Annotated in this window: 17 protein-coding genes; 4 read left to right on the top strand and 13 right to left on the bottom strand. The window is 45.8% G+C overall.

The window, feature by feature from the left end:
* Positions 1 to 34: 34 nt before the first annotated feature.
* From QUA77_RS08705 to QUA77_RS08690, 4 genes are all read right to left on the bottom strand, one after another.
* On the bottom strand, positions 35 to 172 hold the full coding sequence (locus QUA77_RS08705) for a hypothetical protein (protein WP_333449866.1): 138 nt from the start codon (positions 170 to 172) through the stop codon (positions 35 to 37).
* Positions 173 to 516: 344 nt separating this feature from the next.
* Entirely contained in the window at positions 517 to 711 is a 195-nt protein-coding gene (locus QUA77_RS08700; protein ID WP_041623899.1) for a hypothetical protein, read from the bottom strand.
* 143 nt (positions 712 to 854) lie between these two features.
* A complete protein-coding gene (locus QUA77_RS08695; RefSeq protein WP_333180744.1) occupies positions 855 to 1,169 on the bottom strand; it encodes a helix-turn-helix domain-containing protein in 315 nt (104 codons plus the stop codon).
* Positions 1,141 to 1,488: a hypothetical protein gene (locus tag QUA77_RS08690; RefSeq protein ID WP_333180745.1), complete on the bottom strand. Its 348-nt coding sequence runs from the start codon at positions 1,486 to 1,488 to the stop codon at positions 1,141 to 1,143. The genes QUA77_RS08695 and QUA77_RS08690 overlap by 29 nt, the downstream gene beginning before the upstream one ends.
* Positions 1,489 to 1,913: 425 nt before the next feature.
* On the opposite strand from QUA77_RS08690, the gene QUA77_RS08685 reads away from it, so the two are divergent.
* Both QUA77_RS08685 and QUA77_RS08680 read left to right on the top strand, forming a co-directional pair.
* A complete protein-coding gene (locus QUA77_RS08685; RefSeq protein WP_015179663.1) occupies positions 1,914 to 2,096 on the top strand; it encodes a hypothetical protein in 183 nt (60 codons plus the stop codon).
* 43 nt (positions 2,097 to 2,139) lie between these two features.
* Complete coding sequence (locus tag QUA77_RS08680) at positions 2,140 to 2,715, top strand: site-specific integrase (RefSeq protein ID WP_333449865.1); 576 nt, start codon at positions 2,140 to 2,142, stop codon at positions 2,713 to 2,715.
* A gap of 35 nt (positions 2,716 to 2,750) precedes the next feature.
* Here QUA77_RS08680 and dnaB read toward each other — a convergent pair whose 3' ends face one another.
* Entirely contained in the window at positions 2,751 to 4,106 is a 1,356-nt protein-coding gene (gene dnaB, locus QUA77_RS08675; RefSeq protein WP_333449864.1) for a replicative DNA helicase, read from the bottom strand.
* Between the two features lie 116 nt (positions 4,107 to 4,222).
* Complete coding sequence (locus QUA77_RS08670; protein ID WP_333449863.1) at positions 4,223 to 5,929, bottom strand: hypothetical protein; 1,707 nt, start codon at positions 5,927 to 5,929, stop codon at positions 4,223 to 4,225.
* 18 nt (positions 5,930 to 5,947) lie between these two features.
* On the opposite strand from QUA77_RS08670, the gene QUA77_RS08665 reads away from it, so the two are divergent.
* Positions 5,948 to 6,238, top strand: a complete 291-nt coding sequence (locus QUA77_RS08665) for a hypothetical protein (RefSeq protein WP_333449862.1) — start codon at positions 5,948 to 5,950, stop codon at positions 6,236 to 6,238.
* Between the two features lie 129 nt (positions 6,239 to 6,367).
* On the opposite strand, the gene QUA77_RS08660 is transcribed toward QUA77_RS08665, so the two are convergent.
* Complete coding sequence (locus QUA77_RS08660; RefSeq protein ID WP_333449861.1) at positions 6,368 to 6,643, bottom strand: hypothetical protein; 276 nt, start codon at positions 6,641 to 6,643, stop codon at positions 6,368 to 6,370.
* A gap of 421 nt (positions 6,644 to 7,064) precedes the next feature.
* On the bottom strand, positions 7,065 to 8,822 hold the full coding sequence (locus QUA77_RS08655) for a helix-turn-helix domain-containing protein (protein ID WP_333380049.1): 1,758 nt from the start codon (positions 8,820 to 8,822) through the stop codon (positions 7,065 to 7,067).
* 20 nt (positions 8,823 to 8,842) lie between these two features.
* Between QUA77_RS08655 and QUA77_RS08650 the strand changes: the two genes are divergently transcribed.
* Positions 8,843 to 9,025: a hypothetical protein gene (locus QUA77_RS08650; RefSeq protein ID WP_333033763.1), complete on the top strand. Its 183-nt coding sequence runs from the start codon at positions 8,843 to 8,845 to the stop codon at positions 9,023 to 9,025.
* 233 nt (positions 9,026 to 9,258) lie between these two features.
* Here the strand turns inward: QUA77_RS08650 and QUA77_RS08645 are convergent, their stop codons facing one another.
* The 5 genes from QUA77_RS08645 to QUA77_RS08625 all read right to left on the bottom strand — a co-directional run bounded on the left by QUA77_RS08645 (position 9,259) and on the right by QUA77_RS08625 (position 17,780).
* Entirely contained in the window at positions 9,259 to 10,404 is a 1,146-nt protein-coding gene (locus tag QUA77_RS08645; RefSeq protein WP_333180750.1) for a ParB/RepB/Spo0J family partition protein, read from the bottom strand.
* A 120-nt stretch (positions 10,405 to 10,524) separates the two neighbouring features.
* Entirely contained in the window at positions 10,525 to 11,355 is an 831-nt protein-coding gene (locus tag QUA77_RS08640) for a ParA family protein (protein WP_333449860.1), read from the bottom strand.
* A gap of 535 nt (positions 11,356 to 11,890) precedes the next feature.
* Positions 11,891 to 14,278 carry an ATP-binding protein gene (locus QUA77_RS08635; RefSeq protein ID WP_333449859.1) on the bottom strand — a complete coding sequence of 796 codons (2,388 nt, stop codon included), beginning with the start codon at positions 14,276 to 14,278 and terminating at the stop codon, positions 11,891 to 11,893.
* Positions 14,279 to 14,716: 438 nt separating this feature from the next.
* On the bottom strand, positions 14,717 to 15,520 hold the full coding sequence (locus QUA77_RS08630; RefSeq protein WP_333449858.1) for a hypothetical protein: 804 nt from the start codon (positions 15,518 to 15,520) through the stop codon (positions 14,717 to 14,719).
* A gap of 232 nt (positions 15,521 to 15,752) precedes the next feature.
* Positions 15,753 to 17,780 carry a hypothetical protein gene (locus tag QUA77_RS08625; RefSeq protein WP_333449857.1) on the bottom strand — a complete coding sequence of 676 codons (2,028 nt, stop codon included), beginning with the start codon at positions 17,778 to 17,780 and terminating at the stop codon, positions 15,753 to 15,755.
* Positions 17,781 to 17,921 lie beyond the last annotated feature (141 nt).

The raw sequence follows: 17,921 nt of genomic DNA, 5'->3' as shown, positions 1-17,921 counted from the left end.
CCCGTTAGGGGTAGCTTTTAATTTTGAGGTTTCCTCAACCAATAGTTATTGCTCCAATTGCAGGAAATGACTTAGCTGTTGTTAGAGGAGAGGCTAAGTAGCGATTGCCAGCTATACTGGTATCAGCCACATCTACGATCGCACAACTATTAATTTGAGTATTTTTACTCATATAATTAGAGCGCTCGGTACAAAATGCGATGGCTCTGGAGCGTCAATCAAGACTAGAATAAAAAGCTCTACACTTAGTACACTTTAACAAGCCTGCCTTTGACAATCTATCGAGTTAACAGCACCTAATTGATAAAAAATTCTCCCAGTTATCAGTTGCTTCTATAACTGAGAGAATTTGCGGGAAAGCCGATATATTCAGGACTTACGCAAAAATTGGCTTAACACACTACTCATAGCGGTAACGTGCGCCAAGTGCACCTACGGATAGAGTCTGTGGGTAATTCCTGATATTAATCTAACGCAGGTATCTCGATTAATTCGATTTCAAACAGAGCTGCGTCGTTATTCTTTAGGCAAAGTAGGCTTTGGTGGAATGTCAAAAACAATCACAAATGTGAATTCTTTGACAAACCGTTGCAAAACCCGAAAATGATCGTCTGCATCCCTCCTCCTGCGAAATCGCGCCACAACAATACGCTGACAATTAGGAAGCAGCTTAATGATGCACCACGGATGCAATCTCTCAAAATAAGTCATTTTAACCTCACCAGCGACAGTAACAGGTTGCGTTCTTTTTTCCTTGCTTGCCATTACGCTAGTTGAGAGAATATTCTTCAAGACAGGTCACGCTGACCTTGACAATTAATTAGGTTTGTGCTTTCAACCGCTCAAATTCTTTTCTAACGCACCTTCTTATCTTCGGAATGCGGACACAGCAAGTTCGCCAGTATGTCGGGAATCTCCTCAAAGTGTTCCAGGAGAAAATCCATTACTGCTAAATGGCGCAAATCTACAGCAGTAGGAAATCTTCGATTTTTTCCCCGCTTAAACCAACCCTGCACTGTTGAATCAGAGCGGGAACAAATGGAGGCAATTTGCTCGTAACTTACCCCCCACTTGACATAAAACTGTTTCGGCGTCATGCCCAATTGGCATTGGCTGTAAACTGCAATCAAATTGCGTTCTCTATCTGTCAAAGTATGCGGCTTTTTCATCCTCACACCTCTCTAAATCTTCCTCCCACGCCGTATCAAATTGACACCAAGCTGCACTCTTGGAATCAGGAGCCAGCCAAATTACGTAGCACCACATCCAACAGCAACGGCGCTGTTCGTAGTTGTAAAATTTGCCGATAACTGTTCCCCCATCGGCTTCTTCGCCAACATCGGCCCAGCGCACCATCTCGCCACACTCAAAGCGCGGGGGATGAATTTGGGCAAAATTTGCAGGCAACTCAGTTGAAGGTGGTAGATCCTTCAACTGTTTTAGTGGCAGGCCCGAAATCAAATCTCGCTTTCCTTTTGAGATTGACATGAGTTCTTAACTGTGCATCGACTGCAACAGATTTGTTTTGATAGGTTTTTAGGCCAATTTCTTGATAAAGAAATTGCAGCGCGATATTTCCTTAAATCAATCAATTGGAATCTATATTTGACGAACTATTCTCAATGCCAAACTCTGGCTAGGCTATCAGTTTTTTGAGATACCGCCCAATCGCGTTGATGTCAAGTCCGGTTGCAGCAGACTGGTATAGTAAAGGTGTAGTTGCTTTCGTCAGCGAGGTGCGAGGATCGACAAACGTCTCCAAATCGAACCACACCGGGAAGTAGAAGGACTATTGGAGAATATTGATGACTTGTTCTTCAGAATATAACCAGCCAGCAAAAAAGGTTGCAGGTAGAATCAAACAATAGTATAATTAGATTAGTTACTAATAATTTTCTGGGTGGCGCGGTGTTATGACAGCCCTTGAACCTGTTACCTTCAGAGACCTCATCGACGCGATCGCCACATTGCCGATTATCAACTTTCCCGAGAATTCGAGTCAGTTGAATAGCAATAAGCGGGAAGTGAGTTGCAACAAGCGCCTCCGATTGCCCAGAAAGCGATTAAGTCGGATTTGGTTGGCCATCAAAGAATAGAAGCCAGTTAGCCTACTTGACGTAATGCCCCTTTCGTCCAATAATGAAGGAATTTACCCGTCAAGGATGCGCCGTGAAGGTTCTTGGGAATGGGCGCGCTAAGATTTTGACGCCCGCAGAAATTGACCGACTGTTTGACCGGGGTTTTATTACAGCAAGGGACAGGCTTTTGTTTGCTGTAACTTTTTACTGTGCCTGCCGCATTTCAGAGGCGTTAGCTTTAACAACTCACGACATTGTTGGGGGGTCAGTCACGTTGCGGAAAGCGACGACAAAGGGGAAATCAGCAACGCGAACGCTGCCGCTCCATCCTATGCTGGCTAAGTATTTAAAGGCTTACAATCCAGATGCGGGTTTTTTGTTTCCGGGGCGAGACAATACGAAGCCTTTGACTCGCGCCGCATCGGATGTGATTTTTAAAGAAGCTTGCAAGCGGGTAAGAATTAAGGGGGCTTCAACACATTCGATGCGGCGGACGGCGCTGACTAATTTGAGCAATGCGGGGGTGCCGCTGCGGGTGATTATGGAGATTTCGGGACACAAAAATTTGTCGAGTCTCCAGCGCTATTTGGAGGTACAGCCGGAACAGCTTGTCAAGGCTATCGGGCTCTTGAAGTAAGGCGACAGAGCTCAATATTTTCCTGTCCTTTAATATTACCGGAGTTTATAGATATTCCGAAACCGACAGCATTCAGCATCAAACAGCAACTTAACCGTTCCCGTTCCGCTATTCCGTCCTTTCAATCCAATAATTTCAGCCGTTCCCCCATCAGGAGAATCAGGATTGTAATAATCGTCCCTGTAAACTCCAAGCACAACATCCGCATCCTGTTCAATTCCACCTGAACCACGCAAATCCGATAAACTCGGACGCTTGTTCGTGCGAGTCTCTACCCCCCGATTGAGCTGAGAAAGCAGCACAACCGGCGCGTCAACCTCGCGAGCCAAAATCTTCATCTGCCGCGTAATTTCGCTAATTTTATTGACAACATTTTCATCCGCCGAATTCACCATCAATTGCAAGTAATCAACAATTACCAAACCCAATGGGCCGCGCTCACAAACAAACTCCCTAACTCTGGAACGAATCTCCAAGGGAGACGGTTCCAAACTTTCGTCTATCCAAAAATCAGCATCGCTAACTTTCCCCAAAGCCGAAGCTAGCACTTCGTACTTACCAGCTAGGTTAACTTTCCTGATATCTTTCACCGACACCCCACTCTCAAGTGCCATTAGTCGCGCTGCCAAGTCCCGACCTGGCATTTCCATCGAAAACATCAAAACTCGACCGTTCGTGGGAAGGCAAGCAATGTTGTAGCCAAGGGCACAAGCCAAAGCTGTTTTGCCACTGCCCGGACGACCTCCTATAACAATCAATTCACCTCGGTAAAATCCGCCTCCCAATAGGTCGTCGAGGTCGTAAAACCCTGTGCTGATTCCAGGAAAGTAGTTAGCAGTCTCCAAGCGCTCTTCCTCAATTTCATCTAGATATCGCCAAAGCTCCCCGCAGTATTCCGAGAGAGGCCGAATAGCTTTTTGCCGCTCTTCTTTGTACTTATTGAGGGCAAAAATCTTTTCCTCGGCTTTATTTAGTATCGCATCCAATTCGGTGGAAGTCTCGTAGCCAAGCTGCACGAGGTCATTACCAACTTTGATGAGTTCGCGCCGGACAAACTTGTCTACGACTAGCAAGGCATATTGGTCGATGTTGACGGCTGAAACAGTTCGGTCTACCAGCATTACCAGTTTGGTTTGACCCCCTACTACTTCCAGCAGGTTGTGGTCGTCGAGGAAGGTGGTGACGTTCATCAAATCTGTGGGCTGCTCCTTAGAGTGCAGCGCTAAAGCGGCCCGATAAATGTGTTGGTGGACTGTAATTGCTAACGCTTCGGGACGCAGAATATTTGCGACTCGGTTAATCGCGATTGGGTCGATCAGAATTCCGCCTAAAATTGCTTCCTCTGCATCAATATTGCTCGGAATAATTTTGTCAACTAAACTGACTGCCATGTCTGGTATTCTCCTTTGAGCTTGTTGCTAATTCAACTGTGCGAAAAGTTGTCTAAAAGATGAAAAGCTGTCTAAATGGGTTGGACGATCACTGTTTTCACAGCTAAGCTAAATAGCTAAGTAGTAGACAATTTGTTCACAATTTGTTTTGCTTGCTGAGGAAATCGCTGTATCCACTGCAAGTAAATTTGCTGCTGAATACCTAGCGCTGCGAAAGCTTCTTCGCCTAGTTCTTGGAACTGTTCGGATAACTTTCGATGAGTTGTTAATGGCATATACTGAGGGTCAATATAATCCTCAGTTATTCTTGTTGTCTGTGCAGAAGGAGAATTTTTTGGAGTTGGAGAAGAGCCTGCTGAAGCTGGAGACGAAACAACATTTGTTGGGTTCGAGTTTGGAAAACCATTAGTTTTTCCCCACCAACGACCGCGCAAACAGTCAACAATCCATCCTGAAGGGTTAGATATTTGCTTTGTTTGGCTTCTGATTTGCAGCAGGTTTATGGCTGCTTGAATTTCTTCTAAGTTGTACTGGAGGACGCAAACTCTCAATTCGGGATTCATCCCTCCTGTGGCTTGCATAACTATCTCGACAATCTGAGTCGCATCGGGGTTTGTAATTGCAACCGCTTCAGAGTTAGCAATCGCAACTACTTCGGCAATTTTAGTCGTTTCGGAATTGACAATTGCAACCGCTTCGATAATTTTAGTTACATCAGGATTGGAAATTGCAACCGCTTCGGAATTGGCAATTGCAACCACTTTGACAATTTCAGTTGCTTCGGAGTTAGCAATCGCAACCGCTTCGGCAATTTCAGTTACATCAGGGTTGGCAATTGCAATCGCTTCATAATTGGCAATTGCAACCACTTCGGCAATTTCAGTTGCTTTGGAATTGGCAATTACAACTGTTTCGACAATTTTAGCGACTTGAGGATTAACGAACGAAGATGTTTCGAGATTTAACCGGACAGCTTTGTTGGTTATTGTTGGTTCGGCGCCAGAGATTCTTTGATGGTCGAGGCTGTCGAGTTTTGTGGGTAGTTTTTGCGGGGGTTCAGAGGTTAAACCTGTTTGTTCTGAACTGCAAGGTATTGTCGCATCATCGATCGCTTGAATTTTATCTGAATTAGTATTCAGATATTCAGCGGTTGGGGCGGAATATTTATCCTCAGTTAGAATTTTTAGTCTTTGTTGTGAATTTTTATTTGACTGACTGTCTTTGGTCTGGATTTGAGTAGCAGGTTTTGGTTCTACATTTTTTGGTTTTACATTTGTCTTGGCTAAATTTTCTCTTTCTTCAAAAAAACTTAAAAAAACAGCAGCAACATTTTCAGTGCTTTGCTGTCCTTTCTTATCCTCTGTAAAGAGTACGGCGCCATCAGGGTTTGAACCCTCTATTTGCTCAATTTTTGACTGTTGACGTTGATTTTTTGATGAGTTGCTCAGTTTTTGGAATTTTGAGTGGGTATGAGTGAAGGGGCGAACGTCGCCCAGGTGCTGCACTGCTATGCGAAAAATGCCGCGTCCGTAGTTTTTCAGGATTTTGACCAAACCGAGTTTTTCGAGCTGTCTGAGGGCTGTCCGCCTGGTGTTGGGGCTGTAGGGCTTGCCATTGCGGACTCTTGTGGCTCGTTTTTCGCCCAAGGGGATGTCATAGATGTCGATTTCCTCTGGTTTGCCGCCGATGCAGGTTCTGTACAGGTAGAGGGCGAGTTTGATGGCGCTGGGGGTAGCGCCTTCGAGTACGTCGGCCAGGGCTTCGTAAATTGAGGCATATCTGGTGAGTGGTGGTTTGTGCCAGGTAGTTGTATCTGCAACCATTTTTTGTTCGCGGTAAAAATGAGCGTGTCACTTTTAGCGGCTGTGGTAGCTACTAGAAGCGTGCGAGAGGGGTTGTTATGGATTTGGTCGGATTTGGTCGCGGGGTATCCGCTCGTGCTTGCAGCAGGAAGGCGAGATGCGCTCCATCGCGCTGCATTGGCGATCGATCGTCGAGCCCGTGCGATTATTTTTTCCATCCTGCCAGGTCGATCGTCGCGGGATGTGGTGGCGGATCAGTCTTATCAGACTTATAAGAGTTGTAATCAAAAGCTGAAACTCAGATACAGCAAGAGTTTCAAAAAATCATAATCCCGGGATGTGGATGAGATTATCCTGGGATGTGGATAAGATTGTCCTGGGATGTGGATGTTTTTGTAATCAAGCTTAAACCCTTACATTGTCTGGGTTTGAGCTTGATTTTTAAATTTTTTTTTGTGATTACACGGCTGCTGTCGGCTTGATTACGGCAACTAGCCCTTTAGGATCGCTGGATCTCGCTAATTCTGAAAATAGGAGTATTTGAATGCGTTTGCCTGCATAGCTATCCGCGAGATACTGGACAAAACTGGACAACCAGCTCAAATCAGTAAAGATACAGCCCGGTAAAGTCTGGACTGAGGTTACGTTAAGAAAGTCATGACACCCGCCATACGCAGCCAGCCCCAGGCTCTGTCGCTGCGATCGCTCAAATTGAATAACAACTTGAATAACCAATTTTTTATTGCTCGGGCGTAGAGAATTTTTGCTTGCTGTTGATTAGTAAGGCTTTTGCTGGGTAACATCAAAATTCTCCAACGTGGCTAAAATCGACACAGCCCAAGGTCAAAGTTTTTTATCTGCTTGAAGTCACGATCGTAGGATAAAAAACACTAACCCAATCTATGAGCAGCTTTGGGTAATACAATTTCTCTAAAATGCTGCTACAATGCGGGTCGAGTACCCAATACAATTAGATTCGAGCGGTACAAACTACTGTTGCATTATTTTGGAGAAATGGTATAAGTTTTCCGAAGCAGCGACCAGTGAGGCGACGAGTCAGTTTGGTACGAGTACCGCGCCCCAAAACTGAATTCAACAGCCGACAAGTTTCAAACCCCCATCGATCTAAAATCTCCAATCTCAAATGCGATCGACTTCACTCAGCGATATCCAATAGAGCGAGCAATTTAGTCTCTATTTCCGGGCTGACAGTCCGCTGACCACGCTCTATCTGAGCAATCAGCGACTGTGAAACCCCCAACCAACCAGCTAATTTTCTCTGAGTCCACCCCTTACCTTCACGGGCTTTTCGCACGGAAGCACCTGCTATCGAGAGTGGTTTTGCCGAAGCGCGCTTTAATTGTTTGGGTTGGGTCTTCTTTGAGATTAAAAGTGGGATGGGTTCTGGCTGAAGGATGGTAATTTTGGCCGCCAGCCAGCATTCCAGGTAGCCTTTTGGGTTTCTTTCTTTGTTCTCAGGCTGAAGTTTATCTGGATAAGTTTCCGGGTCAAATTCTATTTGCCACTCCAGATTCATTAATAGTTTTAAGGCACTATCCCAGCTCTGCTTTAATTTGTAGGCTTTGCGATTATCGCTGCGAGCTGAGTCAATTTGTGGAGATGGTAAAATCGCTTTTAGTAGCGTTAAAACTCGGTATTCACCACTGGCGTGAAATCGGCTTTCTATGGTGACATGAATTGCTAGTCTTAAGGCAAATTCGTTATGGTACGGATCGATTCTCAGCACTTGCTGGGAAAGATAGCCAAACTGATATAACGCTTCTCTCGACTTGGCTCCAGCTCGGTTCAAAAAATCCTGAGTCCACAATCCGGGTTGGACTGTGATGTAGATTTCATGGGGGTTGTCTATCTTACCTTCAAAATTTAACTGACCTTGGGGTTTGATGTAGACATTCCACATTCTCCCTACAGGAGCACTAGCTATAATTTGCCCTTTCTTGTTCATTCCCTCAATCCAAACAGCTTTGACCAACAAACAATCAAGGGCAAATGCTGTATTAGCAATCTCTAGCAGTTTTTCTATTTTAGTTTTTTTGTGATTTTTATCCCATCCCATTTCCTTAACAATATCGCTGGCTTTTAGTGTAAAGCTGCTGTGCCAAGGAGTCTCTTGTTTCATGGTGTGAGCTGCAAAAATAATGTGCAATTTTGCGCTGGTAAACCCAAACTTATCAATGATTTGCTGGGCTTCGTTCCAAGGCAGCAGGGTAATGTCACCTGGGCTGGAAATGTAATGCTCGATATAATTGTTTGAGTTACCCTTTGCTTCATGTTGAAAAACAGCAATACTGCTGGCAGCTTCATACCACAAATCAGGTCGGATCTGCGCGCGGAGACTGGAAGCCATCAGAGCTGCTGTTGGAACAGCTTCTACAGATTTATTCTTGAATAATGGGGGTTCGGTTACTGGAATTGGAAGGGGTGCAAGTTCTAAGATTTTTGCCAACTGAGCTGCTGATAGATTTTGTATATTTATTTGTTGTAGTAATTCATCGGCAGCATGATATCCACACGCACTAATTATCTGAGATTCTGTCCGGGATTCGGATTTGGGTAAGGATGCGTCAGGGTGAAAAGCGATCGTTCCAGGCAGAATATCCGATAGGTTTTCTCCTCGCTCGCAGATATCTAATTGATTCAGTATCCACTCTGCATTCTTTTCCAGAAAATCAGATATAAAGTATTTCTCGAATGTTTTTTCAATAGTTCCTAATAATTGTGGGGTGATTTTTAAATCGCGATACGGTAAGTGTTTTATTCCACTGTTTTGAGATATAATTGTTTTCAAAACATGATGCAATCGGGTAGCAATATTCACTAATATTGAAGATAGGAGTTTACCTTCTCTACCTAGTTTGAGAGCGTATTGTTGGATGCGATCGCGGTCTCTCATAAGGACAATGTGTTTTCAGGTTGCCACATATATCGAATCAAGCAAGATTTAACCCGCCGACTATTAATGGTAAACTCCTCAAGGCGATCGGTGCTTGCTACAACCAACAAAAAGCTGTTTTGCGATCGAAATTACCGTCAGACAGAACAACTTATCAAAAAATTCAAAAACTGACTCACAAGCTTGCATTGCCTCATGGATAACTACCTCCACAATGCAATTCGTTTATTATAGATTGTCTGGCAGCTAATCAGATCGAAGGCGATCGATAAAAACGATGGGTAGAAACAGTCGATCGATTTCAGCAGACAGCCCCATCGAAACTTTGTTGTTATACCAAATTCATAAAATATCGCTAAATATCTACCCCCTCAACTCCCCCATTCGAGGGGAGGAGTTAGAACTGCCTCTGTAGCAGAAATTTATGAAATTGGTATTATTCCCCACCATTTTGTTTCAAAACCGCCTCAATTTCCGCCAGCTTTTGGCGCAAAACCTCCTGCAACTCCACAAGTTGGTCAACTTCAGCTTGCTCCAACACTTGAGGTGAGAGCTTTTTCAAATTCCCGGCTGCCAACTTAACCTGCTTGAATTGGCGGGCTGCCCCTGGGAAATCATCCAGATTAGAATTGATAATTTCTTGCACCAATTTACGAGTTTGAGTCACCGACAATTTCTCGGCAATAACTCGATCGGTTGCTTGAACTCTAATCGGCTGCGCTTCTTCCTCTGGCAAGACTAAATTTTTAGCAGAGAGTTTAGAAAGAGCCATTGCATGAACCCCTTTAAGTCCTAATTGCCTGATAGCAGTCTTAAGGTCATCAGCCAAAGACAGCATCGGGAAAATGTTGGCATCGATAGAAGCGGGATTGAGCTGCAAATCCAACAGTGTCCGCAAAACGGCCAACTCTTGTTCATCCAAACCCAAAGCGGCCCAACCCTGTTGCTGCTCGTCAGGTGCCACCGTCACCAACTCGGAAACCAAGTTCATCCGTTTTTGCGCGTTCAAGCGTCGCACCACTGTCGAGAGAATGCGGGGGATAGTTGCAGCTTCCAAACCCGTATTTTCAGACAACTCCCGCACAATAGCTTCTGCTTTATCGAGGGGATTGAGGTCTTCACGGTGCAGGGAAGTCAGCAGTGCTTTGCGGTGCAAAGCCGCGGGTTCTGGAACGATCACAGCTTGTAAAGTTTCCCAGCCCAGATTTTTAGCGCTGCGCCAGCGCCGCTCTCCATCGAATATCACGAGTTCTCCCCGTTGAATCAAGATAATGGGTTGCAGTTGTCCGTCACTAGCGAGGGAGCGGGACATGGACTCGATACTTTCCGGCAAAAATGTCTGTCTGGGTTGTTCAGGATTAGGCTGAATTTGGTCTAGTGAAATGGAGAGGATACCGCTGGCGGATTCTAGTTGTTCTCGCAGTGCAGTCAATTGAGATTCCAATTCCGTTGAACCCGATTTTCGCAGTTCTTCAATTTCTGCTTTGAGTTCCTGAATCTCGGATTCAGCTTCAGAGAGGTGCATTGACTGCTTGGCGGATGAAAAATAATTTCCCAAGTCGGGAGCTTTACGGGCGGCCATGGCGATTTTAGATTTTAGATTTTAGATTTTAGATTTGGATTGGAGAAAGTGAGTTCATGGCGAAAGCAATAAACGAAGGATTCGTTTTCGCCGGCGCAAGTTGTGACTGTGAATCAAATACTATTTCTTTTTTTTTCCTTTTTTGGCAACAGCCGGGGCAACTTCATTTCCCATTAAAGTAGCTAGGTGCTTAACAATTTCTTTGAAGTCCCCTAAAGCTGGGTGAAGCGGGCGATAAAGGTGTAATGGCAACCCTTGACCGCTGGCATTGACAAATTCTGCACTGTCCCGAATAGGTGGAAAAACGCGGATATTCATCTGCTCTAGCTGGGCTGGCAAGGACTCTAAAAGTTGTCGGTGGACGGCTCGTTTCGTATCGTATTGGTTGGGTACAAACCCTAAGATTTCTGGTTGCGGCTTGAGGCGTAATTGTTTGCAATGGTGGTAGTACCACTCCAGCAGGTGAGCTGCTCCTTGAATTGATTTTGGTTCGAGCTGTACGGGCACTATTATATGAGTGCAAGCAGTTAGTGCCATCAAGGGCAAGGGGCCGAGGGTAGCGGGGCAGTCGAAGATAATTAGGTCGTGATCCATTGGATAGTCGCTCAGGCAATCGCCTAGAAGATAAGCGCCACGCTTGTGCAGAACTAACTCGTCTGCTGTTTGTGTCAGCGTCATTCCGCCTTGACAAACGGTTACATTATTGGTGTGGGAACTCCAGGTAGGAGTAAGAGGCCAAGAGCCATTGAAGCTTTCTCGCATTATGGCGGACAGTGTGTGTTCTGGCTCTGGCGGATTTAGACCGCAAAAAAGGGTCAGGGAGCCTTGGGGGTCGAGATCCATAATGGCTACTTTCAAACCCCTCAACCCGAGTTCGTAGGCGAGGTGAACTGAAAGTGTGGTTTTGCCAGTGCCGCCAGCATTGCTGATGATTGCTAGTCGAATTTGCATACTTTTGAATTAAGTAGATGATTTAAGTATGATATATCGAGAGTCGGCATCAGATATCGATATATGAGAGCATTACGGTAAACCACCGTTGGGCCCCACGTTGAAACAGCAAGTTAATATTTAGTCGGTCGAGCAGAATCTCGTCAAGTTTAGTAGGGGCGAAGACTGTTGAAAAGAATTTAAGTTCGATCGCTCTTACTGAAACACCGAACGTCATATATCAATATCTGAGGTACGAACTCTAAAAACCGAGTTAACTTCGAGCGCAGTCTTGGGATTTGGTGATCGTACAATCTGCCGAACGTCATATATCGATATCTGAGGTACGGTTGTAAACACAGAGTTAACTTTGATCGCAATCTTGGGATGGTGAGCTCGCCTAATCTACCGACATGCACTCGGGGGACGTACATATCGATATATGAGGTACGATTCTCAAAACCGAGTTAACTTTGAGAATAGTCTTGGGATTTGGCGATAGACTAAGGTTTGAATTTCATATATTGATATATGAGGTACGAATCTAAAAACCGAGTTAACTTTGATCGCAGTCTTGGGATTTTGCGATAGTACAATCGGCCGAAATGCAATTCTGACTCAAATCGCTGATAATATCTAAGCTCATATTGTCAACTAATTTAGTCAGAGCCACAGCAAGAGGCTTCTGCGACAGGGGAATTCGCTCAATCAACAGCCTTACCGCTTGCTCGTCTCCACAAGCGGCTGCTTTATAAAGCTTCTCAATCGACTCCCTCGGCAAGACAGACAGCGACTCAGGAGTCAGTTGCTGGGCAGGCTCATCCTGCTCGGACTTCCTCGGCGACTCCTTTTCATAGATATAGCGAACACCCAAATGAAGCGCCATCTTCTCAAAAATTACTGCCTCTCGGAACGGTTTGGCAACAAAGTCATCGAAGCCGTTCGACATGGCGAGTTCCTGGGTTTTAACAAAAGCATTAGCGCTCAAAGCAATAATTTTAGTGTTAGAACCGTTCGGCCGTGCTCTAATTTTTTGAGCAGCTTGAAAGCCGTCTAGGACAGGCATCCTCAAATCCATCCAAATTAAATGCGGCTTGTACTTTCGCCACAATTTAACAGTCTCAATTCCGTTATCCGCGAACCACACAAGAAAGCCAGCCGACTTCAATATCTGAGTTAGCAGCAACCGATTTGCCGACTCATCGTCCGCTACCAGAATGCGATATATTTGTTGGTTGGATGCCAACCCTTTCACTCGTTTTTGCGGCAGTCTGTCATAAATTTCGCTCTGTGTTGCATGACTGACTTTAATGTGAAAACTAAAAACCGTTCCTTTCCCCACAGAACTTTTGACCTTAATCTCGCCACCCATCAGCTTGACGAAAGAGCTACTGATTGGCAATCCCAAGCCCGTTCCCGTTTGCGATTTCCTACCAGTTTCAGTTTGCACGAACGGCTTGAACAAACGGCTAATCTCTTCAGGGGCAATACCAGGGCCTGTATCCTTCACAGAAAACAGAAGAAAGAACTTGGATAGCGGTTTTTTGGCCATAGACTGAAGGCATTTTACAGTCAGCTTCACCCTACCCGTCTCAGTAAATTTAACAGCATTGCCCAACAGATTAATCAAAACTTGGCGCAGCTTGCTTTCATCAGTTCGGACGTATTGCGGTACATCTTTCCGGAGTTCAAAAACAAGCTGCACTCCTTTAGACTGAGTTTTGAGTTGGAACATCCGTTCTATGTCCGAGAGCAAACTGTACAGGTCAAAAGCATTTGATTCGAGGGTAATTTGACCAGCTTCAATCTTAGACAGCGACAAAATATCGTTGATTAATTTCAACAAATGCTCGCCGCTGCGATTGATAATATCTAAACTCGACTGCTGTTCCGGTGCAGTTTTTTTAGAGTTTACAAGGAGATGGGCAAAGCCGATAATCGCATTCAGAGGCGTTCTCAATTCGTGGCTCATATTCGCCAGAAAGGTACTTTTAGCGCGATTGGCACTTTCGGCTGCAATGAGAGCTTGTTTTAGTTCCTTTGTTGTCTGTGCAACTTGCCGCTTTAAATCGCCCGAATATTCTTCTAACCGCTGGCGAGATGCTTTTAACTGGGAATTCATGCGCTCAAAAGCACAGGCTAGGGCTTCGAGTTCCGCAACGCCGCTACCCGAAACTGTTGAGTCGAAATCGCCGCCGGCTATCGCCTCTGTTGCTGAAATTAACCGCCGCAGCCGTTGTTCTATTCTTAGGGAAATGGACAGCAAAAGGCAGATAGAAAGAACCAAAGCCAGCAGCACGAGCAAAATAGTGTTGCGGGTGTTGCTCTGAACTTTGCTCGTGAAGTCGGTTTCGGGTACAACTGCCACAATCAGCCAATTTAAGCCTTTCGAGTTTTCAAAAGGTCTGACTTGCAGCCAGTATAGTGAGTTGCTGGCAGTAAAGTTAAGATTTTGGCTGCTGTTAATAGCAGCGAGGCTACCATAATGTTTAAGCAAATACTCTGTTGAAAGCTGGATTACTTTCTGTTGCAGAGCTTGGGCGCTTTCTCGCTGCAGTCCGTCAACAGAAATAGACGGTTTTGGTTCAGTTACCTCGTTCCAAGCAACTAAATGTCCCGAACGGTCTAAGATAAAGGCTTGACAGTTAGGGCTGATGTGGAAATCGTGCAAGTTGAATTTTGAGGTTGGGGTAGAAAAAGCAGAATTTGTTTTTTGTTGACGGAATATTGTTTTTGCAGAGTCTGACCCATTTCTTTCCCCATTTGGTTTGATTGTGACTCCGGCTGTTTGACTTGGGAGAAGTTGGTTTAGCGAACCAGTTTGCATTTTCTTATAAGTCCCTTCTCCTTCCCCAACCGCAACCCCTTCTTTTAAGTAGTTGTCAAGGCGGCCAGAGATGCGGCTCGTTACTTCTCCCAATAGCTGTGCAACTAAGTCATTCATTGTCTGCCGCCCTGTTTGAAAAGAAAGCCATCCCGTTAGAGCTAGTAAGGTTGAAATTAGGAGAGCGTTGGGGACTGTAAGCACAACGCGCAGCGGGAGGGCAGACTTTTTTTGAACAGAGCTTTTTGGGCGGAACATTGGTTGAAAAAAGGGAGTGGGGAGAGAGGGAGAGAGGGAGAGGGGGAGAGAGGGAGAGAGGGAGAGGGAGAGAGTGAGAGAGTGGGAGATTAGAGGTGTGCAGTAAACAGCAAGCTGTTTGAATTTTCAGGTAGATTGCAGTTACATAATCCCTCATTTCTATTCAATTGGGTGAGTATATGTTAGATGTTGAAGCCCTCTAGTTTTTATCGGGTTGTTGCAAGTTTTCAAACTTCTCCCACTCTCCCACTCTCCCCCACTCCCCATTCCTGTTACCTATTCCCGCAGCTCCGGCTCCAATCAAAAAGCAGAGCGACTTTTAAGAAGCCGAGTAGTTCGGGCTGTTGGCGGTTGTCGCTGTTGAAATCTTGTTCCAGGGTAGTTCAATTCTTCTTGTGCAATGAGGCTCAGCTCGACAATCACAGACAAGTCTACTCCGGCTCGTGCAGCAGCATCGGCCGCCGATAAATTCTGATTTTTTACTAACGCTAAAAATTGTCGCACGCTGTAGACTACCGGGTCGTTGGCTGCTGTATAGCCTTTTTGAATGGCAATTAGCAATCCTTTTTCAACATCTGATGCGGAGGGGGCGCGACCTCTATCAACGTTTTCTGTCGGCGACATTCTTGGGGTGAGGGGAGCGATGCGAATTCCTAAGTGTTCTGGTTCTTTGTTGGTAGGAACGATGTTAAAGTTGTAAAGTCGCTGTTTCCCTTTTGAATCTACAGTTTTGATTGAAAGGTTAGTGATGGTAGCTGTGGTAGCTCCCGGAAAATTGAGCGGTTGAATGGGACGCAAGAAAACAGTTTTGGCAAGGCCGCTTGCCAACTGTGCATCGGTGCTGAAAACTATTTTTGAGGGGTCGGCAATTAAAACGTAGGCGAGAGCTTCGTCGGTTGAGCTGAAGTCGATCGCACTCGCGCGACCGGGATAGACTAAAATATCGATCGCACTATTGACGGCAATATCTCGGCCTACAGTTTGATAGCCTGTTGCTGTTGATTGAGAAAAAGCATAGTTCGGGTAGCTCGCAGCAGCCAACACTGCCGCAAGGATTGACGAACTGAAAATTTTGATTTTTGGAAAGACCATTATAGTATTCATAATTGTTATCTGTGGATGGTAAAAAAGCTGTTGGCGGTAGAAACAAGGAAGAGGGGGAGAAGGGGGACGCTGACAGGTGTAGGTTTCGGCAAAACCTTGCAAACAAGCGACAGTGCAACGGTTTTAGGCTTGGGTACGAAAATTTCAAACTCTTATCGGATAAGGCTTTTACCAAAAAACCTACACCCGTCAGGAGGAGGGACGCTACTCTCGCCCGCTCACCACGGCTCGGTTATCGGTGGATGTTGAGAAAGCTGTTAACAGTAATAGAAACCGGGGTTCCCTTGTTAACCACAGCTACATTGGGGCGTTTTAAAAGTTCTTCAGTTGCTCTATCTGAGCGGCTTTCCATCCGTTTTGCCAAGGGACTGAAGAAGCCATCGAGGACGGCTGACCAAATTTGGGGGTCGCGACTTTCAACTGTGGTTGTACTGCTCCCAAACCGGCCGTTGATACTGCTAGAACTCCTGACTTTAGGCTCTGCGAACACTTGACCGACTCGTCCAACTCCCGACAGCACTGCGGTGAGGATATCCTGTCCGGCAATATCGGAACCTGGGTCAAAGTAGCCTGAAGCAATCAGTGGCCGCCCGCCCTCTCCTGCAATCAAAATTGCGCCTTCTGGAATGGCCTGCTGTTTAATCTGACCGTTTCTATCAGAGTAGACGAGCGCCACAGCAGTAGCTTGTACCATGCGATTGGTCTTGCTGACGGTGCTGGCTTTGGCAATGACAACCGTGCCTGCTGGAAAAGCAATAGAGCCGTCAGTTGCCGTGAAGTCGGCTGTGAGAGTGACGGCAAATTTGTCGTAAAGTTGTTTGCCTGAGCCTTCATCCCACAACAGGGGAACCGAAACTACGCCGTTGGCTGTGGTTCCAAGGGGAACCTGAGATGTTTGGGAGGTTGAGTCCGTTTGGGGCGTGCGGTTGAGAATGCCCATTGCCCCAGGGGAGTTTACTTGTTCTGCGGTTGGGGAATTTGTTAAGGCAGAAGCCTCTGGAGCAGCTTCTGGGGAAAGGGTTTGAAATTCTGTATCGGCGGGCAAGGACGTTGGACGCGCGTTCAGTCGAGCCTCCGTCTCGATTGGGTTATCGGCAGAATCGGAACTTGTTTGGGGGGAAAGGGGAGCCGGAGTTAATTGGTTAGTGGGGTTTTGGGAGTTGTCGGTGGTTTCGAGGCTGTCCCCTCCATAAGGAAACTCCGGGTGTAGCCTTTCCCCGCTGGCGTTATTTGGGTGGCTATATAGTTTTTCTGGGATTTGCTCGAAAGAAACGTATGAGGGTTGCGACTTTTGGTTGCCGATATTGACTGTTAGGAATTCAGTTGTTGGAGTTGGCTTTGTCAGAGCGGCGGCGGTAGCACTTGTTGTCGCTGGAGTGCTCGGTGTTGCAAAAGCGGCATTCGCTATTCGGTTAGGGTCAAAATTCCCCCTGACTTGTCCGAGTTGGGCGAGTTGGTTCCACCGCTCAAACGGATCGATTTTTTCGGATGTTGGAGTTGGAATTAAAGGTGGGGGTACTAACGGTTTGAGTATGGGGGCCGGTGCGGGTGTCCTTGAGGGTACTCTTTGAGGTATGGGTGCGGGTACTGTTACCGTCCGCACTACTGTTCTGGGTGCGGGTACGGGTTCGCGTAGAGGAGTAGGTGGCGGTGCAGCGCTCCGGGTAGCGACTAGACGCGGAGTTCGCGGAGTTCGCGGAGCTCTTGACGGTTTGGGCGACGGTTCTGTTTTGGGTTTTGCGGTTTTTTGCGGTTTTTCGGCTAACAGTTTTTGTTGGTCTTGGTAAGCTAATTTAGCCAGCAACTCCGGTTTTTCATCTTTAATGGTGCCAGAAGAGCTTTCTTTTGGTGTTGATTGTGCGATAGGTTCGCGAGGTGATTTAGGCTTGATAAATTGCCAAATCAGCAGTCCTAGCAATAGTATTCCACCAGTCAACAGCAGCATTGTCACTGCTCTAGGAACGCCTCTTTCGGAAACAGGTGGCGGTAGTGGTCTTTCCTCATCTTGAGCGAGTTGATATTGAGTTTCAAGTGTTAGGGGTGCATTGGGGTCAAAGTTAGCAATGAAGTTTTCATCAATATCATCGTCAGAAGGGGAAGGGTTTGGAGAAGGGGAAATAGGGGAATTGATGTTATCGTCATCATTATTGGGGGTATATTCACTTGATGCAGTTGTATGATTCATATTGGCTCTAGTGGTACTATTATCAGGAGTGGTATTAATTGGATTTTCGGTTAATCCATTTCTTTTGTTAGTCATGGCTTTAGAGTTGAATGTGTTGTGTTTAACTGTCCATAAAAAAGCAAAGAGAGAAGATTTCAAACAAAGGGATGGAACATACTAAATGTTTAAATTATTTAGTTGTTACGGTAGGTTTTTAAATTTACCCAGTTGCCGGTT

The organism is Microcoleus sp. K5-D4, from assembly GCF_036704575.1.
Lineage (GTDB): Bacteria > Cyanobacteriota > Cyanobacteriia > Cyanobacteriales > Microcoleaceae > Microcoleus.
Note: the sequence above shows the minus strand (reverse complement) of the source record. Positions and strands in the feature narration are given on the sequence as shown.

What these genes read in the sequence shown, in the direction of transcription:
- QUA77_RS08640 (WP_333449860.1), bottom strand. Translation starts at nt 11,355, where the DNA reads ATGCAAATTCGACTAGCAATCATCAGCAATGCTGGCGGCACTGGCAAA.
- QUA77_RS08645 (WP_333180750.1), bottom strand. Translation starts at nt 10,404, where the DNA reads ATGGCCGCCCGTAAAGCTCCCGACTTGGGAAATTATTTTTCATCCGCC.
- QUA77_RS08655 (WP_333380049.1), bottom strand. Translation starts at nt 8,822, where the DNA reads ATGAGAGACCGCGATCGCATCCAACAATACGCTCTCAAACTAGGTAGA.
- QUA77_RS08685 (WP_015179663.1), top strand. Translation starts at nt 1,914, where the DNA reads ATGACAGCCCTTGAACCTGTTACCTTCAGAGACCTCATCGACGCGATC.
- QUA77_RS08665 (WP_333449862.1), top strand. Translation starts at nt 5,948, where the DNA reads ATGAGCGTGTCACTTTTAGCGGCTGTGGTAGCTACTAGAAGCGTGCGA.
- dnaB (WP_333449864.1), bottom strand. Translation starts at nt 4,106, where the DNA reads ATGGCAGTCAGTTTAGTTGACAAAATTATTCCGAGCAATATTGATGCA.
- QUA77_RS08630 (WP_333449858.1), bottom strand. Translation starts at nt 15,520, where the DNA reads ATGAATACTATAATGGTCTTTCCAAAAATCAAAATTTTCAGTTCGTCA.
- QUA77_RS08625 (WP_333449857.1), bottom strand. Translation starts at nt 17,780, where the DNA reads ATGACTAACAAAAGAAATGGATTAACCGAAAATCCAATTAATACCACT.
- QUA77_RS08695 (WP_333180744.1), bottom strand. Translation starts at nt 1,169, where the DNA reads ATGAAAAAGCCGCATACTTTGACAGATAGAGAACGCAATTTGATTGCA.
- QUA77_RS08680 (WP_333449865.1), top strand. Translation starts at nt 2,140, where the DNA reads ATGAAGGAATTTACCCGTCAAGGATGCGCCGTGAAGGTTCTTGGGAAT.
- QUA77_RS08705 (WP_333449866.1), bottom strand. Translation starts at nt 172, where the DNA reads ATGAGTAAAAATACTCAAATTAATAGTTGTGCGATCGTAGATGTGGCT.
- QUA77_RS08690 (WP_333180745.1), bottom strand. Translation starts at nt 1,488, where the DNA reads ATGTCAATCTCAAAAGGAAAGCGAGATTTGATTTCGGGCCTGCCACTA.
- QUA77_RS08700 (WP_041623899.1), bottom strand. Translation starts at nt 711, where the DNA reads ATGACTTATTTTGAGAGATTGCATCCGTGGTGCATCATTAAGCTGCTT.
- QUA77_RS08635 (WP_333449859.1), bottom strand. Translation starts at nt 14,278, where the DNA reads ATGAATGACTTAGTTGCACAGCTATTGGGAGAAGTAACGAGCCGCATC.
- QUA77_RS08670 (WP_333449863.1), bottom strand. Translation starts at nt 5,929, where the DNA reads ATGGTTGCAGATACAACTACCTGGCACAAACCACCACTCACCAGATAT.